The 20,863-nt window shown below is 25.8% G+C and carries 15 protein-coding genes; all 15 read left to right on the top strand.

The genetic code is table 11. The features are described from left to right. Positions 1-8 precede the first annotated feature (8 nt). A complete protein-coding gene (locus AJ888_RS01050) occupies positions 9-956 on the top strand; it encodes an SIS domain-containing protein (RefSeq protein WP_002862100.1) in 948 nt (315 codons plus the stop codon). After that, the gene (locus tag AJ888_RS01045) at positions 956-2,605 is read left to right on the top strand and encodes a glycosyltransferase (protein ID WP_044794357.1); all 1,650 of its coding nucleotides are present in this window, start codon (positions 956-958) and stop codon (positions 2,603-2,605) included. Before AJ888_RS01050 ends, AJ888_RS01045 begins: the two co-directional genes overlap by 1 nt. Beyond that, positions 2,592-3,986: a glycosyltransferase family 2 protein gene (locus AJ888_RS01040; RefSeq protein WP_002862098.1), complete on the top strand. Its 1,395-nt coding sequence runs from the start codon at positions 2,592-2,594 to the stop codon at positions 3,984-3,986. Before AJ888_RS01045 ends, AJ888_RS01040 begins: the two co-directional genes overlap by 14 nt. Further along, positions 3,974-5,974 carry a glycosyltransferase family 2 protein gene (locus tag AJ888_RS01035; RefSeq protein WP_070296094.1) on the top strand — a complete coding sequence of 667 codons (2,001 nt, stop codon included), beginning with the start codon at positions 3,974-3,976 and terminating at the stop codon, positions 5,972-5,974. Before AJ888_RS01040 ends, AJ888_RS01035 begins: the two co-directional genes overlap by 13 nt. Beyond that, a complete protein-coding gene (locus AJ888_RS01030; RefSeq protein ID WP_070296093.1) occupies positions 5,961-8,837 on the top strand; it encodes a glycosyltransferase in 2,877 nt (958 codons plus the stop codon). The genes AJ888_RS01035 and AJ888_RS01030 overlap by 14 nt, the downstream gene beginning before the upstream one ends. Further along, positions 8,834-9,541, top strand: coding sequence for a cyclase family protein (locus AJ888_RS01025; protein WP_070296092.1), 708 nt, complete (start codon positions 8,834-8,836; stop codon positions 9,539-9,541). Before AJ888_RS01030 ends, AJ888_RS01025 begins: the two co-directional genes overlap by 4 nt. Then, positions 9,538-10,110: an SIS domain-containing protein gene (locus AJ888_RS01020; RefSeq protein ID WP_002862093.1), complete on the top strand. Its 573-nt coding sequence runs from the start codon at positions 9,538-9,540 to the stop codon at positions 10,108-10,110. Before AJ888_RS01025 ends, AJ888_RS01020 begins: the two co-directional genes overlap by 4 nt. A 3-nt stretch (positions 10,111-10,113) precedes the next feature. Next, positions 10,114-11,121: a Gfo/Idh/MocA family protein gene (locus AJ888_RS01015; protein ID WP_002862092.1), complete on the top strand. Its 1,008-nt coding sequence runs from the start codon at positions 10,114-10,116 to the stop codon at positions 11,119-11,121. Beyond that, positions 11,114-11,824 (top strand): cytidylyltransferase domain-containing protein, encoded by a 711-nt coding sequence (locus AJ888_RS01010; RefSeq protein ID WP_070296091.1) that lies wholly within the window; start codon positions 11,114-11,116, stop codon positions 11,822-11,824. The genes AJ888_RS01015 and AJ888_RS01010 overlap by 8 nt, the downstream gene beginning before the upstream one ends. Next, a complete protein-coding gene (locus tag AJ888_RS01005) occupies positions 11,814-12,746 on the top strand; it encodes a phosphoglycerate dehydrogenase (RefSeq protein ID WP_070296090.1) in 933 nt (310 codons plus the stop codon). Before AJ888_RS01010 ends, AJ888_RS01005 begins: the two co-directional genes overlap by 11 nt. Further along, positions 12,746-13,240, top strand: a complete 495-nt coding sequence (locus AJ888_RS01000; RefSeq protein WP_070296089.1) for a YhcH/YjgK/YiaL family protein — start codon at positions 12,746-12,748, stop codon at positions 13,238-13,240. The genes AJ888_RS01005 and AJ888_RS01000 overlap by 1 nt, the downstream gene beginning before the upstream one ends. Next, on the top strand, positions 13,237-13,986 hold the full coding sequence (locus AJ888_RS00995) for an inositol monophosphatase family protein (protein ID WP_070296088.1): 750 nt from the start codon (positions 13,237-13,239) through the stop codon (positions 13,984-13,986). The genes AJ888_RS01000 and AJ888_RS00995 overlap by 4 nt, the downstream gene beginning before the upstream one ends. Next, the gene (locus AJ888_RS00990) at positions 13,967-17,236 is read left to right on the top strand and encodes a hypothetical protein (protein ID WP_070296087.1); all 3,270 of its coding nucleotides are present in this window, start codon (positions 13,967-13,969) and stop codon (positions 17,234-17,236) included. The genes AJ888_RS00995 and AJ888_RS00990 overlap by 20 nt, the downstream gene beginning before the upstream one ends. 520 nt (positions 17,237-17,756) lie before the next feature. Beyond that, positions 17,757-19,244: a hypothetical protein gene (locus AJ888_RS00985; protein WP_186820756.1), complete on the top strand. Its 1,488-nt coding sequence runs from the start codon at positions 17,757-17,759 to the stop codon at positions 19,242-19,244. Next, on the top strand, positions 19,241-20,863 hold a 1,623-nt coding region (locus AJ888_RS09325; protein WP_070296085.1), incomplete at its 3' end, for a hypothetical protein. The genes AJ888_RS00985 and AJ888_RS09325, both read left to right, overlap by 4 nt.

Here is a 20,863-nt window from a genome sequence, read left to right as displayed (position 1 = left end):
GTTTAAAAATGAATACTCTTGAAATAGCCAAAGAAGTTTTTGAAAAAGAAGCGCAAGCTATTTTGGATTTGGCTAAAAATTTAGATGAAAATTTTAATCAAGCTGTGAATTTGATGCTAAATACCAAAGGACGTTGCATAGTTAGTGGTATGGGCAAATCAGGTCATATAGGCGCTAAGATAGCAGCTACTTTAGCAAGTACAGGAACGCCAAGCTTTTTCATCCATCCAGGAGAGGCTTTGCATGGAGATCTTGGAATGCTAACTCCTGAAGATGTTTTAATCGCTATTTCAAATTCAGGAGAAACTGAAGAAATTTTAAAAATCATTCCAGCTATAAAAAAGCGTAAAATTCCACTTATAGTAATGTGTGGTAAAAAAAATTCCACCCTTGTAAAGCAAGGCGATATATTTTTAAATATAGCCGTAGAAAAGGAAGCTTGTCCTTTGCAGCTTGCCCCTATGTCTTCGACAACGGCAACTTTGGTTATGGGGGATGCTTTAGCGGCTGCTTTGATGAAGGTAAGAAATTTCAAGCCTGATGATTTTGCTCTTTTTCATCCAGGGGGAAGTTTGGGACGTAAGCTTTTAACCAAGGTAAAAGATCTTATGGTTTCAAGTAATCTTCCTATAGTGCATCCTGATACCGAATTTAACGATCTTGTTGATGTGATGACTAGTGGAAAGCTAGGGCTTTGTGTGGTGCTTGAAAATGAAAAATTAGTGGGTATCATCACTGATGGGGATTTGCGTCGTGCTTTAAAGACAAGTGATAAGCCAAGATTTGATTTTAAGGCTAAAGAAATCATGAGTACAAATCCTAAAGTAGTTGATGCTGATGCTATGGCAAGTGAAGCAGAGGAGATCATGTTAAAATATAAAATCAAAGAAATTATAGTAGGGAAAGAAGAAAAAGTTGTAGGGATTATCCAACTTTATGCTATAGGAAATGTTTAATGGCTCTTTTATCTGTTATTATCCCTTTTGGTTTAAGTAAGGAGCGTCCTTATATAGAAGAAAGGATTATTGAAAAGGCCAAATCTTTTCAAAGCGATGAGAATATAGAATTTATTTTCGTTGAAGGGTATTCATCTAAAGATCACGAGCTTAAAAATTTTATCCAAGCAAACCATCATATTTATCTTAAAGATATGGATCAAAAAGCTTTTTCTCAAGGAAGATGTAGGAATTTGGGAGCAAGTTATGCGCATTCAAATGTTCTTTTATTTTTGGATGTGGATTGTTATATTTCTTTGGATAATTTTGAAAAAATTTTAAAACTAATTCAAATTAAAAATATTGCAAATAATCCAAATGCTATTCTAGTTTTGCCAGTTGTATATTTAACGCAAAAAGCTAATGAAATTCTAAAAAATTATGAGATAGATTTTTGGGATGTTTTAATTCAAGAAGATTTAATTAGTGGAAAAAAAAAATTTGTTAAATTTTTTTCTCCTAGTTCGACTTCGAGTTTGATTATTAATAAGCATAAATTTTTAGAGCTTGGTGGAAACAATGAAAATTTTATTGGTCATGGTTATGAAGATTTTGATCTTTTTGCTAGAGTTTTAAAGTCTTGTATTAAGTTTGAGAAAATGCCTTTTAATTTAAATTATGATTCTAGAAATTGGAATTTTTGTAACTTTAAGGGTTTTCGTTCTTGGTTTTCATTGCTTGGCTATGAGGCTTGCTTTTACGGGATTTATATGTACCATTTTTGGCATATTGAACCTAATCAAAATGGCTATATGAATAGAAAACATAAAAATCACAAGTTATTTTATAAACATTTGAAAAATTTAAAAGATTATCATTTAAAACCTTTAAAAATTGCAAATGTAAAGAATGTGAAAAATTTAGTTCTTATAAGAGAAAGGTATGATTTTGATTCTTTGAGTATTTATTTAGGGGATTTTATCTATAAAAATATAGATGAGATCATTGCCATTAAAGAGGAAGATTTTAAAAACTACCTAAATAAGGAGAAAATTTCTCAAATTTTAATTGATGGCAATGAATATGATAGTTTAAAACATTTTTTAAAAGATTATTCGTGTGTTTATTTTAAAAAAGGAATTCTGCCAGACTCATGGTTATTTTTTGATGAAAATAGTGATGAAATTTATAAAAGAAAATATTGGAATTTTGATCTAAGTGCAACGCAAATTAATGAAACACGAGCCTATTTTAATTCTTTAAGCTTTGAGGAAAAAAATGGAATTATAGATTTTTTGAAAAAAAATGAAATTATAGATGATGATCGATATAAATTTATTTTTTATCTAAAAAATGAACTTTATAGTTTTGTAGAGTTTGATAAATTTTATCAAATTATTTTCAATAAACAAAAATTATTAACATTAAATAATTATAATAAGACATTTTATTCTTTGCAATCATTTGCCTATAAACCTTATTTATATGAAGTAAAAAGTATGCATATTTTTTCTAAAATTTTAGAATTTTTGGGTATATATTTTATACAAAGTATAATTTCACAAACTAAATTTTATCGTTTGGTAAGGAAATTATTTTTTAATCCAAAGGATTTTTTTAAAGATTCTAGGAAAATAAATTTTAAAAAGTCAAACAATGAATCAAACTAAAACCGTAGGTATTGTAATCCCTATTTATAATGTAGAAAAATATTTAAGAGAATGTTTGAATAGTGTAGTTAATCAAACATATAAAAATTTACAAATTGTACTTGTAAATGATGGAAGCATAGATGAAAATTCCTTAAGTATAGCCAAAGAATATACTTTAAAAGATGAAAGATTTATTTTAATTGATAAGGAAAACGGGGGTCTTTCTTCTGCTCGCAATGTAGGCATAGAATTTTTTGAAAATAAGTACATCTTTGAAACTAAAACACAAAAATATAAGTCAGACTCTTTGGTTGAATTTGAATTAAAAAATAAAGAGAATCTTTATAAAATTAATAAAATATACAAAAGTTCTAAAAGTTTTTATGATATAGAACAAATACAAAATTTCTCTTCCCCAAGAATAGACTATATTATTTTTTTAGATAGCGATGATTATTGGGAGTTAGATTGTATGGAAGAATGTGTTTTGAGAATGAATGGCGTGGATGTAGTTTGGTTTGATTATAAGCTATTTTTTCAAGATATTCGAAAAAAAAAATATAAAACCCAGATGGAGTATTTTGATTTTAAAGATGGAACAATCATAGAGCCTAGACACTGGATAGATAGAGCTAAAGAAAGAAATATTTTTTATTTTTGGTTTGCATGGCAAGGCATGATTAATTTTAATTTTCTTCATAAAATGAATTTAAAATTTATTAATGGTATTTTTGCTGAAGATTGTCATTTTGGAGTATTATTATTTGCTTTTAGTAAAAAGATTTTTGTTTATTCGAAAAAAAAGTATATTTATCGAATACGCGAGTCAAGTTTGATGAATTTTACTAATATAAAATTTTCAATTTCTCCCAATTCATATCTAAAAAAAATTGATATTTTTGGAAATTCAGACATAACTAAAGTCTATTATGAAGCCATAAGTTGGCTACAAATAGCTTTGAAATTTATAGAATTTAGTAAAACTAATCATTGTTTAAGTTATGATATCCAAAAACATTTTTTGCCAGTTGTTTGTAATAAAGGACTGAGTGTAAAAACAATTAATAAAGATCCATTACATTTGAAAAAGTATTTAGAATATTTGGAATTGTATATAGAAAATCAACCTTTAGGTGCAGTTTACAGGGTGAAACAGTATCTTTCTTATAGGGTAATCAAAAAAATATTATCTGTCAAAGGTATGAAAAAAATTTTTTTACCTTTTGATATTATTTTTGTAGTTTTAAAATATCAAATAAATAAAAAATATAAAAAAAGTATGAAGAATCAAAAATTACCATTAGAGTTCTATAAAGATTATCAAAAAGCAATACGTCTTAAAATGAAAATTTTTAAAATTATTAATATAATTTTTAAAGGTAAGATATGGAAAATTTAGAATACCCTCTAATTAGCGTTATTATGCCTACTTTTAATAGGGAAAAGTATATAAAATTTGCTATAGAATCTATTCTCAATCAAACTTTTACAAGCTTTGAATTTATTATTATAGATGATTGTTCAAATGATGCAACTTATGATATTATTAAGGAATATGCCAAAATTGACCAAAGAATTATTGTTTTAAGAAATAAAGCAAATAAAGGAATAGTTTTTTCCCTAAATAAAGGTTTGCAATTATCTAGGGGTAAGTATATTGCAAGAATGGATGACGATGACATATCTATGCCCACAAGATTGGAAAAACAATTTCAAATTATGGAGAAAGATGATAGTATTATTGTCGCTGGAACATATTTTAAGTATATAGGTAGAAATCCTGATTCTTTTGCTAACTGGGTAAATGTTTATGAACATGATATGATTAAAATTAAAATGATGTTTGAATGTCCAATTTGTCACCCAAGTGTAATTATGAGGAAGAATTTTTTTAGGAAATATAATTTAAAATATTCTCAAGAGTATCAATATGCAGAAGATTATAAATTATGGTTAGATGTGCTTCAAAATGGTGGAAAAATTATTAATATTCCTGAAATTTTATTGTTATATAGGGTAACTAATTTAAGCATTAGTAGAAATAAGAAAACTTCTAATTTACAGCAAATTCGTTCAAGATTGATATTATTTAAATGCAGAGAATTGTTTTTAGATGCAAAATCAAAAGATTTATTGAGGGATTTTTGCAATATTCCAATGGAGCTTAGTAAAAAACAAGAAATATATGAAAAAATACAAAGAATACAAATAGCATATCAAGGTAATCGGGATAGTGTTCAAAAGATATTACAATATTTTTGTGGTGTATTTTCCGATATTCACATTTGTTTTATATTTGACAATATTCAACTACAAGGTGTGATTAATGGTATTTTTTCTATTTTAAAAAATTCTTCAGAGTTAGACCGTTTTCATTTTTATATTTTACATAATGGGAGTTTTCAAAGTGAGTTTAGCATTTTAAAGCTTAGAAGAATTAAAGATTTTGAACTTAGTATTATTGATATTTGTAAAATTAATAATGAGAATATCAGTCAGTATAAAACATTATATTTTAAATTCCTTTTTGCTTTAACGCAATTAAAAATTGAAAAATGTCTTTTAATTAGTTCTAGATTTGTAGTTATGGATAGTTTAAATTTTTTTTGGAATACTAATTTTGAAAAAAAAACAATTATAGCTACAAGCAGTTGTAATTTGGAAAAAATAGAATTATTCCGTGATGAATTTTTAATTCAGGAAAATTTTGAAAGTAATATAATAATGATTAATTTGGAGTATCTTTTAAAAAATAATTTTTTAAAAGAAATATTATTTTACGATAAAACCTTTTATTTTCATAATGAGGTTCTTTCCAAGGAAGAAATAATTATGAATTTAATTTTTAAAAATAATTGGAAAAAAATTTCATTACGCTACAATGTTCAGGATAATTTAAAATTTCTAAATAACTTACATCCTATTTTGTTTAGTTATCAAAAGCTAAAAGATGTGAGAAGTAAAATTTATATTGATTATATAAAAGAAAATCATTACATGCGTATCGAAGATTTTTTTGAAGATAATTTAATCAATAATTTAAACTATCTTAGTGCGGTTGATATTATCAAAAATAGTCTATCTTATAAAATAGGAATGAGAATAATACAATCAAAAACATTAAGCAAGATATTAATTCTTCCTTTTGCATTATGTAATATTATCCATCAAGATTATATTGAGAAAAAAATTAGAAAAAATCTTGAATATGTAAATCCTATTTTTTCCATGCCTAATATTGAAGAATGTTATGATTATCTTGAAGGCGAAAAGATAAAAAAACATTTAGCATATCAGCTAGGAGAGTGTTTTTTAGAACATCCGGTTTTTTTTATATTGTATTTTATAAAGATTTATATAAATTGGAAGAAAAATGGAAAAAGATAATAGTATGATTTTTTCTTACCATATCCCAATTGTTTTTGCTGTAGATGATAATTATTTACCTTATATGTCTATCGCATTAAATTCATTGGTAGATACGGTTAGCAATTGTTATCAATATAATATATTTGTTATGCATTTAAATATAGATTCAGAAAGACTAAATAGGCTGAAAGAAAATATTAAAAACAATAATGTAACCATTGAGTTTATAAATTTAAATCAATATTTAAAGAATATATTTAAAGAATATGGTAATATATTTTATGAAAAGTCTTATTTTACTACGGCTATGTATTATAGGATTTTTATTCCTGAAATTTTTAGTAATTTTAAAAAAGTAATTTATTGTGATAGTGATGTTATTTTTAAAGCGGACATTTCTCATCTATTTTTTATTGATTTAAATAATAAAGAAATTGGCGCATGTAGAGATATTGCAGCATTATATGCATACAGAAAAAGAGAAACGATATGGCAACAAAATATTGGTAATAATTTTGATAAAATAAATTTTAGGTCTATATCTGATTATTTTAATTCCGGGGTTATTGTATTTGATATTGTTAAGTGCATTCAAATGAAAACCGTCTCAAAATGTCTCACAGTTATTAAAAATATTGACAATCTATATTTTCCAGATCAAGATGTGTTAAATATTGTATTTTGCGGCCATGTCCATTTTTTACCATTAGAATGGAACTTTTTATGGACAACATATATAGAATATAGAGATAATTTTATGTATTTGCCTAAGAAAATTATAAACGAGATTTATAGAGCTAAAACAAAACCTAAGATAATTCACTATATTTCAGAAACAAAACCTTGGAAAGATAAAAATAGTTTTTTTGTAGAATGGTGGAAATTTCCTCGTAAAAATTTGTTTTATGGGGAGATATTATGTAAAAAATTAATGATTCAAAATAATTATGTAAATTTAAATCAGAGTAGTTGTATATATGTTGATATTTTAGATTGCTTGCTATTGCTTCCTTATTTTAATTTTGATGATTTGTATAAACATATTGAGCAATTATATAATCTTGAAAATTTTGCTTTATATAGAAAAAATGCAATTATTCAAGCGGAATCATATTATAAAAAAAAATCTTTTCTCTTAAATATTGATGAGATTTATTTTTTTATGCCAAAAAAAAATATATATATTAAGAATATAGAAGAACAATTAATTAAGCAGGGTGCCTATGTAAATCAAGAATTATATCAAATTTTAAGATTCTTAAAAAAAATAGGAAAAAAGATAATTTTGATTCATAATAATGTTTATCCCATGAAATATATTATTGATATTTTACAGAAAAATAACATTGATTTTTATGAAAATATTTATTCTTATAAAGATTTTTATAGAAAAGATTATAGTAATTTTTTATATTTTGGAAAATTTTTATTTGAGACGCAAAATATAAATCAGAAAGAGTATCGATTTAGATATATTAATCCTAAAGATGTATTTGTGAAGTATAATCCTAAATTATGTGGTATTTACCGTAATGAAAGTTTGGAATCAAGTATTATTTTGGGATTGTATATTAAAAAATGGATTTTAAGCGATAAACATATTGATAACTATTGGGAAAGTTTTGGATATTTTTATGGTGGTCCACTTTGCTATGGTTTGGCTAATTTTGTATACGATGAAGCTGTAAAACACGATTTAAAAGAATTTATTTTTGTTGCTAGAGATGGCTATGTTATTGAAAAAATTTTTAATTTTTTGCAACAGCAGTTTAAGACAAATATAAAAACCGAATATATATATGCCTCTAGAGCTTTAAAAGTTCTGTCAAAAATTGATTTAAATTCAAACCATTTGCCTTGGGATGATAAAATATCAAGTTTATTTGATTTATGCACTAAAGCATTAGATGATTTTAAAAAATATCAAAGCAAATCAATATCTAAAAAAATACAGTTAGATTTGCTTAAGCGGTATTCTGATAAAATTAACTATTTATCTAGCAAGATAGAAAAATCATTTGTTAAGTATATAAAAAAATATTCTTTTAAACAAAATAAAATAGGGCTTTTTGATTTTGTTACTTTTGAGTTTAGTTCTTTGGATATTTTACAATCTGTTTTGAAAAAAAAATTTTTTTATGCATATTATTTTTATATAATACCAAATTCGAAAAATTTTTTTTTATCTAATGTTGCTAATGTACAATCTTATTCGACAATATTTTTTAAAAATCATCTTATTGGAGAGTTTTTGGTTACAGCACCTGAGCTCCCAATAAGTTTTATTAAGGATGGAAAAATAAATAGAATAGATAATACACATGAACAATACAAGGTTGAAATTTATAAAATTATTTCTCAATTTGAATTAGAATTTTCAAAAGATTTAATTCTAACATTTGGCGATTTTAGGATATTTTTTAGAAGCGATGAGGTGGTTAGAATAATAAATTATTTTATTGATAATATAGATTATAAGGATAGATATTATTTTAAAGATATATATCACTCTGAAAATAGTGCCCATACTAAGTATGTAAGAATTTTTAACCAATGTGCTAGCGCAACTGATAGTGTAAGAAATAGCTTATCTTATAGAATAGGCTTGAGAATAATGCAATCAAAAACATTAAAAAAAATTTTAACTCTCCCTTTTTCTTTGATTAATATTATTTATCAAGATTATATTGATAAAAAAATTAAAAGTGAGCTTGAGGTCAAGAATGTCAATTTTAAAACTCCTAAAGTAGAAGAGCATGATTTTATTGAGAGTAAAAAAAATAAACAACATTTAGCATATCAATTGGGCGAGTGTTTTTTAAAACATCCTATTTTATTTATATTTTATTTTATAAATATTTATATTAAGTGGAAGAAATGAAGAAAAATAATATACAACAATGGTGTGATTTATCTTATAGTTTAGATTCTAGGAGAAAATTTTACAAAGATAGTAAAATTTTAATAACAAGGAAAGAAAAATATTCAAATAATTTAGTTAATAGAGAGACGGAAATATTTATAAATTCACATATGGGTACTCATATTGATTTTCCTGCCCATTGCATTCGGAATGGAAATTTTGGGGAAAAATATTCTTTGGACTTTTTTTATTCTAGAAAAATCTTTGTGGTTAATATTGATTTGAGTAAAAAAAAAATACCTAAATTAACTTATGAACATTTTTATAAAAATGTTAAAATACCAAAACAAATAGAAATTTTGCTTGTTAATACCAATTTTTATACACTTAGAAATGATGAGCGTTATATTTGGAATTCTCCTATAGTCAGTTCCAAAATACCTTTATATTTTAAAAAAAATTTTCCAAATATAAAAATCATTGGTTTTGATATAATTTCTCTTACTTCCCAGCTCGATAGGGAAGAAGGCAAGAGATGTCATTTTAATTTTTTATCAAAAAAATATGGTAGAGAAATTTTGGTTATTGAGGATATGAATTTTTCAAATTTAAGAAAAAATGATATTATTAAAGAAATACTAATATCGCCTTTAAAATTTGAATACATGGATGGTAGTCCTTGTTCTATTGTGGCGAAGATTGAAAGGAGTAATAAAAAATGAAAAATATAGAAGATTTTGCAAAAGAATATATTTTAAAATTAAATCAGTTGCTTAGCGAAATTGATATGAAAGTTATTGTTGATATTGTTGATTTATTTGAGCGAGTTTCAAAAAATAAGAATACGATTTATATTATAGGAAATGGGGGCAGTGCAGCTACTGCATCGCATTGGGCAAATGATTTTTCTGCGGGTTTAAAAAGAAGAAATATTTTAAGTATTGACATGAAAAGTTTAGCCGATAACACACCGGTTTGCACAGCTATAGCAAACGATATAGGATATGAAAATATATTTAAACTTCAGTTGCAAGATGTATTAACTAAAGATGATGTTCTTTTTGCTATATCCTGCAGCGGAACTTCGCCAAATATTGTTAATGCAGTAAAATATGCTAAAGATATTGGTGCAAAAGTAGTAGGAGCTACCGGTTTTGATGGGGGAGACTTGTTAAAACTATCTGATATTAAATTTCATGTACAAACTCCCAAAGGAGAATACGGATTAGTTGAAGATATGCATATGATTCTCGATCATATTATATACTCATATTATATGCAAAAGGCATAATTTATGATTAAGATTGGAATTGCAGGTTTTGGGAAAATAGGTCAATTAAGGGCTAAAAAAATTTTAGAGAAAAATTATGCACAGATAGTTGCTGTTTATGATATTGAAAAACCTTTAAATTTGGGTAGCGATATAATTTTTTGTTACAGTTTTGATGAGTTATTGTCACAAGATATTGACGCTATTTTTATATGTACTTTTGTAGATTCTTTAGCTGAATATACCAAAAAAGCATTATTGGCAAAAAAACATGTTTTTTGTGAAAAGCCTCCTGCTAAAACAAGCAAGGAGCTTCAAGAGGTTATTAAGGTTGAACAGAATAGTAGAATGATTCTAAAATATGGATTTAATCATAGATATCATTATTCAGTTATGGAGGCTAAAAAAATAATAGATTCTAAATCAATGGGAAAGCTTTTATGGATGAAAGGTACTTATGGAAAAGCTGGAAGTATTGATTATCATAAAAATTGGCGTAATTATAAAAATAAATCAGGTGGCGGAATACTTATAGACCAGGGAATTCATATGCTTGATTTAATGCGTTATTTGTCTGGTGAAGAATTTGAAAAAATTAACAGTTTTGTAACAAATGCTTATTGGGATATTGAGGTGGAAGATAATGCATTTGCTATTATGAAAACTTATTCAAATACTATAGCAATGTTACATTCTAGTGCTACACATTGGAAACACAAGTTTTTATTAGAGATGTATTTTGAAGAGGGATATATTAATCTTGACGGTATTTTGTCTGGGACTAGAAGTTATGCGCCAGAAACATTAGTTGTAGGAAGAAGAGAATTTGAAGATATAACTTTTGCAATGGGTAAACCTAAAGAAAATATTACTTGGTTTGAAAATGATGATTCTTGGGAAATTGAAATTAAAGAATTTTTAGAAGCGATTGATGACAAAGGAAAGATTATAAATGGCACTAGTCTTGATGCTCTGAAAACATTATTATTAATTGAAAAAATCTACAATAATTCGGGGTTTTATAATGGATAAAAACAAATATATTGCAGAAATTCCTGCTAGATTAGGAAGTCAAAGAGTAAAGCAAAAAAATTTAAGACTTATTGAAGGAGAGCCTATGATAGCTTATGCTATAAAGGCTTGTAAAAATGCAAATAGTATTTCTGAGGTGTATGTAAACACAGAAAGCGATTTAATAGGACAAGTTGCCTTGGATTATGGTGTAAAATACTATAAAAGAAGAGAAGAGTTAGCTTTAAATCATGTTGTATCAGATCAATTTAATTATGATTTTTTAAAAAAAATAGAATGTGAGGCTTTGGTTATGGTTAATCCTGTTTCTCCTCTGGTGGAATCAGTTGATATAGAAGAGGCTATTAATTTTTTTGAAATCAATCAACTCGATTCGATGATATCAGTTAAAGATGAAAAATTGCAGTGTTTTTATCAAGAAAGAGCATTAAATTTTAATAAAGATGGATTATTGCCTATGACACAAAATATCGATCCTGTTCGAGTATGTGTATGGACAATATGCATTTGGAGAAGGGAAAGTTTTATTAAATCTTATGAAAAAAATGGCTATGCTGTTTTTAATGGAAAATGTGCTTTGTGGCCTATTGATCCTATAAAATCTATTAAAATTAGCTATGAAGAAGATTTTTTACTGGCAGAACAATTGCTAAAAGCACGAAGATATTGCGGCAAAAATGAGGTAAAATACTATGGAGAATAAAAAAATTGCTGTTACTACGGTAGCATTTTCTAAAAATCAATATTTAAGAGAAAAACTAAATTCATATTTTAAATGTGTGCAGTTTAACGATTCCTTGAAAAGATTAAACCACGATGAATTAAAAAGTTTTTTAAAAGATGTTGATGGCGCCATTGTTGGACTTGACGAAATAGGTGAAGATGTTTTAAAAGAAGTTAAAAATTTAAAAGTAATTTCTAAGTATGGAGTTGGATTAAATAATATTGATTTTAATTCTGCTGAAAAATATCAAGTAAAAGTTGTTTATTCTCAAGGAGTAAATAAAAGATCAGTTTCAGAGCTTGTTTTAGGAAATATGTTATCGTTGATGAGAAATAGCTATATAACTTCCAATAAACTGAAAACACAGGAGTGGGATAAAAATGGTGGAGTGCAGTTAAGTGGCAAAAGTGTAGGAGTTATAGGAGTAGGAAATATTGGTAAAGATCTTATAGGACTTTTAAAGCCTTTTGGTTGTACTATATATGTTAATGATATAATACAGCAAGATGAGTATTATAAAAGAAATAATTTGATTGAAGCAACAAAGGAAGAAATTTATAAAAAATGTGATATTGTTACTATCCACACGCCTTCAACTAATTTAACAAAAAATATGATTAATAAGGATATTTTTACCATGATGAAAAAAGAAGCATATTTTATTAATACTGCTAGAGGAGATATTGTTGTCCAAGAGGATTTAAAATGGGCTTTACAAGAAAAAATCATAGCCGGAGCTGCTATTGATGTTTATGAACAAGAGCCACCTAAGGATTATGATTTTATTTCTTTGCCAAATTTAATTTGCACTCCGCATATTGGTGGTAATGCCAAAGAGGCTGTTTTGGCAATGGGTAAAAGTGCCATTAAAAATTTAGTAGACTATTTTAAAGAGGCTTAATGGCAATCATCACTAATGTGCATCAAGTTCACAGCTTTTTAAAAGATCAAGTAGCTTTAGAATATCTTTATTCTGTATGTAATAGTACACATCAAAATCGGCTCCGAATTTTAGAATTACCATTAAAAACTTGCAAAAAAGAATATATAAGTAAAGATTTTTTTTCTTTGGAGCAAAATTACATGACAAAACCTAGAAATAAATGTTTTTGGGAGAGTCATAAAAAGTATATTGATATACAATTGCACTTAAAAGGTATAGAGCAAATGGAGTTTATTAATGTAAGTCATCTTGAAATTTCAGAAGAATATAATCAAGAAAAAGATTTGATTATATACAATGATAATATTTATTCTAATAAAATTATAATGCAAAAATATGATATAGCTATTTTTTTCCCGGAAGATGCACATTTGGGAATGGCTATGTATAATGAGAATCCATCGAATATTTTAAAAACAGTTATTAAATATCCGTTAGGATTATGGAAATGAAAGAATTAGAAATTGCAAAATCGGCATGTTATAAAGCGGGTGATTTTTTATTAAACTTAAAAGAAAAAAAAGTAAATTCTGATGATAAAAAAGATATCAAATTACAGGCAGATTTAGATTCTGAAGAAATTATATGTAAAATTTTAATGAGTGCTTTTTCATATCCTATTTTAAGTGAAGAAAGTTATAAAATAAATGATAAAGAAAAAAAAGGAATTTATTGGGTTGTTGATCCTTTGGATGGTAGTTTAAATTATAGTCAAGATATCCCATTATGTTGTATTAGTATAGCTTTATATGAAAATGATAGGCCTATATTAGGTGTAATATATGATTTTAATAGAGATGAAATGTTTAGTGGTATAGTTGGAGTTGGTGCTTGGTTAAATGATAAAAAAATTATTCCATTTTATAATACAAAAGATAAAAGCCAAGCTATTTTGGCAACGGGTTTTTCTTCTTATATGAATTATGATAAAGATGGACTAATGGAATTTATATCGCATATTCAAGAATTTAAAAAAATCAGGTTGCTTGGTAGCGCGGCTTTATCTTTAGCTTATGTCGCGTGCAGGAGAATTGATGCTTATTATGAAAAAGATATAGCTATTTGGGATGTTGCGGCAGGAATAGCAATACTTGAAAGTTTAGGAAATATAACATATAGTTTTTTTCAAAATGAATTGAAATGCTTAGTTAGGGTGGAAAATAAATTAAAGGAAAAAAATGACATTAGAGCAAATTAGTGAGCTTGTAAAATCAGAATCAGTAAAAATTGTTAGTTTTGATATTTTTGATACTTTGTTGGTTAGGCCTTGTATTATTCCTTCTGATATGTTTAAAATTGTGGCCATAAGAGCAGGTTATGATGAATCTTTTGTAAAGATTAGACAATTAGCTGAACAATATGCAAGAGAAAATAAACCATTCTATGAGGATGATATTGCTATAGATGATATTTATAAATACTTACATTTAAATTTTGAATTTTCGGTAGAAGAGTGTGAAAAACTTAAAACTATAGAGATGGAAGTTGAGTTTGATTATTTGTACTCTAAAAATTCAATCCAGAAACTTTTTTTTGAGGCATTGGAAAGTCATAAAAAAGTTATTATTGTTTCAGATATGTATTTACCAAAAAAATTTTTGGAAAAAGTTTTAGAAAAAAATAATTACAAAGGCTACGATGAACTGTTTGTTTCGGGAGACTTAAAATTATCTAAAGGCAGTGGAAGATTATTTGATTTTATAATTGCTAAATTTGAAAAAATGGGGTTTGAAAAAAATAGTATTTTACATATAGGTGATAATCCAAGAGCCGATGTAAATATACCTAACTCTAAGGGGATTAAAGGTATTAGGATTGTTAATTCTTCAGACAGATTTAATATGTTGCATTTATTAGATTCTATTCAATATTCAAAAATGGCATTTACAGATAATAGATTTATATTGGGTTTTATGATTAACAAGGTTTTTGATCATATTTCAAGACCATATGATAAAGAACATTCTATGTTCAATGGCGAGATTGAAAATTTTACAAATTTATTACTAACACCTATTTTTTATGCTTTTACTTATTGGCTTTTAGAAGATTGTAAAAAAAATAATGTCGACACTTTGCTGTTAGTTTATAGAGATGGTTATTTGATAGAAAAAATTTTAAATATTTTTTTAAAGGATAAAAATACTCAGATCAATATAAAGCCTTTAAGGCTTTCTAGAAAGGCTTTATATGCTTTTGATGGTTTAAGTAAAAAAGAATGTAAAAAAAAGATAGTTGCAATACCAGTAAACACTACTATGACTATTGAGAGTTTTTTAAAACTAAGGTTTTTAATGAATGATTCTCAAGTTATTGAAGTATCAGAAAAATATAATTTTGTATTAGATGCTTATGTTGGAGATGTCAAAAATCAATTGATAATTGCTGATCAAGTATATGAGTATTTTTTTAATAATGCTAAAGAAAAAACTGAAATTATAAAAGATTATTGTAGAAAAGTTATTGTGGATGGTAAAAATATAGCTGTATTTGATGTAGGGTATAGTGGAAGAATTCGTAAGTTTTTAAAAGATGTTTTGAATATCGAAACTACAGCTTATCATATGTTTAAACATTTTGGCTTTAAAAGTGATGATGGTATAAAAACATATTTTGACTTTAGTAATACTTTTTTTCAACACATTCATGTAATCCATAATCAAATATTTGAAGATGTTCTAAGCGAGCCTGTTGGAACATTGCAAGAAATTATAAAGAAAAATGATAGATTTGATTTTATACTCGATGATAAATACCAGATACAAGATGAAATTCTAAAAATTCAAGAAAGAATTTTAAGCAATATTGAAGAATTTTATGATTTATTTAAAAAAGATATAGGTGCTTTAAATATACATGGTTTTGATTTTTATCATATATTAACGCGGTTTTTATGGCAACCAAAAGCTAAAGACATGAATGTCTTTAAAAATTTAACTTTTAAAGATGATTTTATAATGGGGGATAATATTGATGGATACAGTAGATGGTTTGCGAGTAAAAAAAATTTTCAAAAATCAAATGAATACTGTACTGTAAGAAAAATAATTAAGCGATATTATAAAAAGTTTAAAAATTTCTCATTTTTTCAAAATTTCAAAGATAAATTAGAACTAAAAAAACAAAAACAAAGTCTTCAAAAAAATATACAAGGTTTATTTGAATTTCCAGGTAAATGCTTTGATGATGCGTTAGAAAAAAAAGATTTTATATTTTTGGGTCACTTCGCTTCTTTTGATAAAGGGGTATGTCGTTATATTTCCAATGCGACTCAAAGCAAATCTGTGTTAGTGGTATCTACAACGCCTTGGCTGAAAAAAGAATTTGTACAAAATAAATTAAAAATGCCAAGCATTATAGTCCCTAAAGCCACTTTTAATAGAGGATATGACAGAAATGTTGATCTTAATAATCTTACAGAGTCTGAGAAATACATTTTAGCGCAAAATCCAAGATTAAAAGAAATTAGTCTTAGAATGAAGTTACAATATAAAGATATGGGTAAAAATTATCCAGATAAAATGGCTATATTTTTATTTCAATATTTTGATATTTTATTAGAAAAAACTTCTCCAAAAAAGGCTTTCATATGGAATAAATTTAATGCAACGCATGAAATTTTCTACCTAGTTTGTCTAAAAAGAAATATTCAATGTGTTTTTATGGAATTTGGAGTGATTCCTGGAACATTTAATTTTGATTTACAAGGACAAATGGGCGAGAGTTGGATAGCAAATCATACTTCAGATTTTAATGATTTAACAATTAATTCAAATGATCTTGAAAATGCAAAAAAAGTTTTAAAATATATTTACAAAGAAAAACTATGTAGAAATTTACAACCTAAAAATAATCTTATTGATAATATTAAGAAAGAAATAAAAAAAGATTGTCCAACGATTGTGTATTTTGGACAAAATGATTTTGAAGCTGGTATGATACCTTATAATCAGCATGTGGTTAAATATCATTCTCCTTGGAGTGTTGATTCAAATGATGCTTGTAGAGTTTTAAGTGAAATATGCATTAAAAATGATTGGAATTTTATTTACAAACCACATCCTAATTTAGAATGGCTTGAAGAAAAAAAATCTGAAATTATTGATGCTAGGGGTGTAGATATTCACGAGCTTATAGATTTAGCAGATGTTGTGGTAACTATATTATCTCAAAGTTCCTATGAGGCTTTGATACATAATAAACCTGTTGTTATGTTAGGATATACACATTTGAAGCATAAAAATTGTACTTATGAAGCATTTGCTAAAGATGATGTGGAACAAGTTCTTGATAAGGCAATAAAAGATGGTTTTACAGAAGAAATGAGAGAAAATTTTCATAGTCATATTGCTAGACTTTTAAAATATTACCTATATGATGATTATGTTGCAAGAAAATTCAAATATGGAAAAAAAATTGAAGATTTTCAAAATGAGTTTTTGAGCTAAAGGTTTATTTATGTTTCAAAGTGTTGATGAAAAAATACAAGAACAATTAAAATTATGGAATTTCGATACAGTTGAAATATTATATGAAAAAAAATTAGATTCACTTGAAAATGAGTATGTTGATTTTTTATTTCAAATTGGAAAATTTGAAAAAATTTATAACTTTCTTAAAGTTTTTCAAGAAACACCCACTTGGTGGGAAATGACAAGGATAAGTAAAGATTATAATTTTTTTTCTTTTCGAGAAAAATTATTGCAAGTAGTACAATTTGATTTTAAAGCTACATGTTTTGAAAAGAGATATTTGGCATGCTATATTTTAAATTCTAAAATTTCAAAGCAAGAGTTAAATGGAAAATTTTGTCACGAGTTGTTTTATACTTCAATTGTTTATATGGAAAGAAATAAATATAAATGGGGAGTTTATAAGGAGGCTTGCGGTGTAATTTCAACTGCTTATTATATAAAAAAAAGCATTGATTATTTTTTTTACAGCAATGATGATGATTTTTTGGATCGAATGCAAGATTATATGTTTATTTTGCAAGATTTTATGAAACAAAATTTTTACGGAGCTTCAATCTGTTATGAGCAAATAAATTTTTTATTGAAAAAGAAGAAATTAAATATTGTTTATACAATGCCAAATGTTGCAGTTTTAGTGACAGGGGCTATTAGAGGAAAAAAATGGTTTGAATCTTTAAAATTTTTAAAAGATCAAGTTGTAGATCCATTAAATGCGGATATTTTTTTATTTTCTTGGAACAAAAAAATGTTGTGGCCAAGTATTAGAAATAGAAGTAATTGGGTATATAGAAGAATTCCAGAAGTTTATAATGATACTCCTGAGCAAATTAAAAACTTCAATGTATTCATAAAATGTTTTCCGAATGTATATAGTAAATTAAGTGAGGATTTTTCCATCCCTTTTTCTAAAGATGAATTGGAACAATTAAATGTTTTTTTTAATGATATTTATTTAGAGGATGAAAAAAGCTTTATTGCTTATTATCAAAAATGTGGCGAATTGAATAATTTACATAAAATGCTATATGGTAGAAAAATAGCTTTTGAATTAATGGAAAAATATGAGAAGAGGTTTCAAAAAAAATATGATTTTGTATTGATTGTTAGACCGGATTTAGATTATCCTAGAATAGACTCGGCTATACTTGAAAAAATAAATATTGGTAATGTTATTGCTACACATGAATTGTGGCCACACCATAAAGAAGTTTTGGATTATTTTTTTATGGGAAATCGTGAAGTTATTAAAAAGATTTGTGACATTTGGGATGCTATTCAAGATACAAGATTGGATTTTTTTAGGGATTCATTTCGAAAAGATTTTCACGCTCAAGAAGCACTACACAAGTGGTTAGTATTTAATAATATAAAATCAATTGAGCCACATTTTGCATATAATGTCAATGTTGCAAGATCAATATCTTCAAAAAGCATATGTTTTCCAAATCTGCAAGATGAGTTGCAAAAAGATATTTTAAATTTAAAAAAACAAAATTATAGTAGCGATATAATTGAACAAAATATATGTTTTTTTAGTGATGTTGTTCAATTTTATGGGCAAGTGAATATCTGCGAAAATGACCTATTAGATAGGAGTAGATTGTATTCTGCAAAAGCTCGAGTGCAAAATCATTTGGCTTATAAGCTAGGGCAAGTAATGATTATTTATTCTAAAAGTATTTTTGGATATTTAAAGATGCCTTATATTTTAAATAAAGTATATAAAAAACATCAAATTGAAGTTAAGGAATATAATGAAAAAATAAAAACAATGTCTTTTTTAAAAATTCCTTCTATGGAGTGTTGTGAAGATTATGAAGAGGCTTTAAAAGAAAAACAGTGTTTAACTTATAGGTTGGGTGAAGAATTGATTAAAGCTAATAAAAGCAAATATAAGCTAGGATATATAAATTTTTTTATAAGTACCTATAAAAATGTTAAAAAATTTAACTCATATCAAGGTAAGAGTAACTCTAAATGAAAAAATATAATATAGTTTTACTTGGTGGTAGTAATTCTGTTATGGTAAATGGTCTGCAAAAAGGTTTAAGGCAAGAGAATATAAATCTAACAAATTTAGCTTTAGGTGGGAGTAGTTCACTACAAAATCTTTATGAATTAAAAAGAAAACGAAACCAAGAGTACTTAGAAAATGCTGATTTAATTATTTCTGAAAGTAATATTAATGATAGGGCTGCTTCTTTTGATGTTGTTTTTAAACATACTGATTGGTTGTATAGTGAGTTAGCTTCAATGAATAAAAAAATATTAATTATACTCATGCCTCATATTCTTTTTAAAAAAAGCAAAGGATGTAATAATATTCATAAATTTCATATAGTAAAATACGGTTTTAATATTATAGATTTACAAGAATATTATGAGAGATTTAATTTATGTGATTTTTTTCATAATGTGGATGAATCACATCAGATGGGTTTTATTATGATCCAATTGGCAAAAAATATTGTAAATAATATAAACTATTTTCTCTATCCTAAAAAAATATACGATAAAAGATTTTTTTTTAAAATTTGCTTTCCAAGTGAAATGCTATCAAATAGTGATAATTTTATTCAAAATAATACACTTTATGAAAAATATCGCACAAAATCAACCATGAAATTCAGTAATTCATTTTTTAATGAAACGGTATTTAGAGTTGATAAATCTAGCATATTAAAATTTCCGAAATGTCTCGATGGTTATACTTTAATAGGTATTCATAGTTGGAATAGTGGTCTTATTGAAATGAATAAAAATTGGGAGATAAATCATAGATTTACTTCCACGATTATAATTAAAAATAATCAAACAGTTGTCAAGATTACTCAACCATATATGAATGCATTTAAGGATACTGAAATAAATATAGATGACAATACATCAGTATATTTTGATACAAGCAATTTAAGTGTTATTAAGTTAAATAATAAAATATATAGATTAGAGCATTTTGATATTATATCCTTTTTTTTAATTAGTGATGTTAATTATAATGTAAAAATAAATTTAAAAAAAATGAATAATATAGATATAAAAATTCCAAAACTATATGAATGTAATTTTTTAATTCCACCTATAGAAAAATACAAGAAAGCAATAGAAGAATATTGTTTAATAATGGATCCTAGAAAAATAAATCCAATACAAGATATACTAAATAAAGAAATAAAAGAAAAAAAAGCGATACAAGAAAATATCTTAAAAATTCAACAAAGCTTTTTAAGAGAAAAAAACCAATTACAAAATGAAAATAATGAACTATTTTTGAAATATATAAAAATTTACAATAAAATACATTCAGCTAAAGCTCGTATTCAAAACCAACTCTCTTATAAACTTGGTCAAGCTATGATAGTTAATTCTAAATCTATATTTGGTTATATAAGAATGCCTTTTGTATTATCATATATTTATGACAAGCACAAACAAGAACAAAAAATCTTTCAAGAAAAAATAAAAAAAGATCCTTCTTTAAAACTACCTCCATTAGAAGCTTATCCTGATTACAAAGAGGCTTTAAAAGAAAAAGAATGTTTTACTTATAAACTTGGTCAAGAATTAATCAAAGCTAATAAAAATTGGTATGGGGGGGGG

This window comes from Campylobacter sp. BCW_6467 (assembly GCF_001762855.1).
Lineage (GTDB): Bacteria > Campylobacterota > Campylobacteria > Campylobacterales > Campylobacteraceae > Campylobacter_D > Campylobacter_D jejuni.
Note: the sequence above shows the minus strand (reverse complement) of the source record. Positions and strands in the feature narration are given on the sequence as shown.

Coding starts and splice junctions, on each gene's coding strand:
- AJ888_RS01050 (WP_002862100.1), top strand. CDS start 9: ATGAATACTCTTGAAATAGCCAAAGAAGTTTTTGAAAAAGAAGCGCAA.
- AJ888_RS01045 (WP_044794357.1), top strand. CDS start 956: ATGGCTCTTTTATCTGTTATTATCCCTTTTGGTTTAAGTAAGGAGCGT.
- AJ888_RS01040 (WP_002862098.1), top strand. CDS start 2,592: ATGAATCAAACTAAAACCGTAGGTATTGTAATCCCTATTTATAATGTA.
- AJ888_RS01035 (WP_070296094.1), top strand. CDS start 3,974: ATGGAAAATTTAGAATACCCTCTAATTAGCGTTATTATGCCTACTTTT.
- AJ888_RS01030 (WP_070296093.1), top strand. CDS start 5,961: ATGGAAAAAGATAATAGTATGATTTTTTCTTACCATATCCCAATTGTT.
- AJ888_RS01025 (WP_070296092.1), top strand. CDS start 8,834: ATGAAGAAAAATAATATACAACAATGGTGTGATTTATCTTATAGTTTA.
- AJ888_RS01020 (WP_002862093.1), top strand. CDS start 9,538: ATGAAAAATATAGAAGATTTTGCAAAAGAATATATTTTAAAATTAAAT.
- AJ888_RS01015 (WP_002862092.1), top strand. CDS start 10,114: ATGATTAAGATTGGAATTGCAGGTTTTGGGAAAATAGGTCAATTAAGG.
- AJ888_RS01010 (WP_070296091.1), top strand. CDS start 11,114: ATGGATAAAAACAAATATATTGCAGAAATTCCTGCTAGATTAGGAAGT.
- AJ888_RS01005 (WP_070296090.1), top strand. CDS start 11,814: ATGGAGAATAAAAAAATTGCTGTTACTACGGTAGCATTTTCTAAAAAT.
- AJ888_RS01000 (WP_070296089.1), top strand. CDS start 12,746: ATGGCAATCATCACTAATGTGCATCAAGTTCACAGCTTTTTAAAAGAT.
- AJ888_RS00995 (WP_070296088.1), top strand. CDS start 13,237: ATGAAAGAATTAGAAATTGCAAAATCGGCATGTTATAAAGCGGGTGAT.
- AJ888_RS00990 (WP_070296087.1), top strand. CDS start 13,967: ATGACATTAGAGCAAATTAGTGAGCTTGTAAAATCAGAATCAGTAAAA.
- AJ888_RS00985 (WP_186820756.1), top strand. CDS start 17,757: ATGCAAGATTATATGTTTATTTTGCAAGATTTTATGAAACAAAATTTT.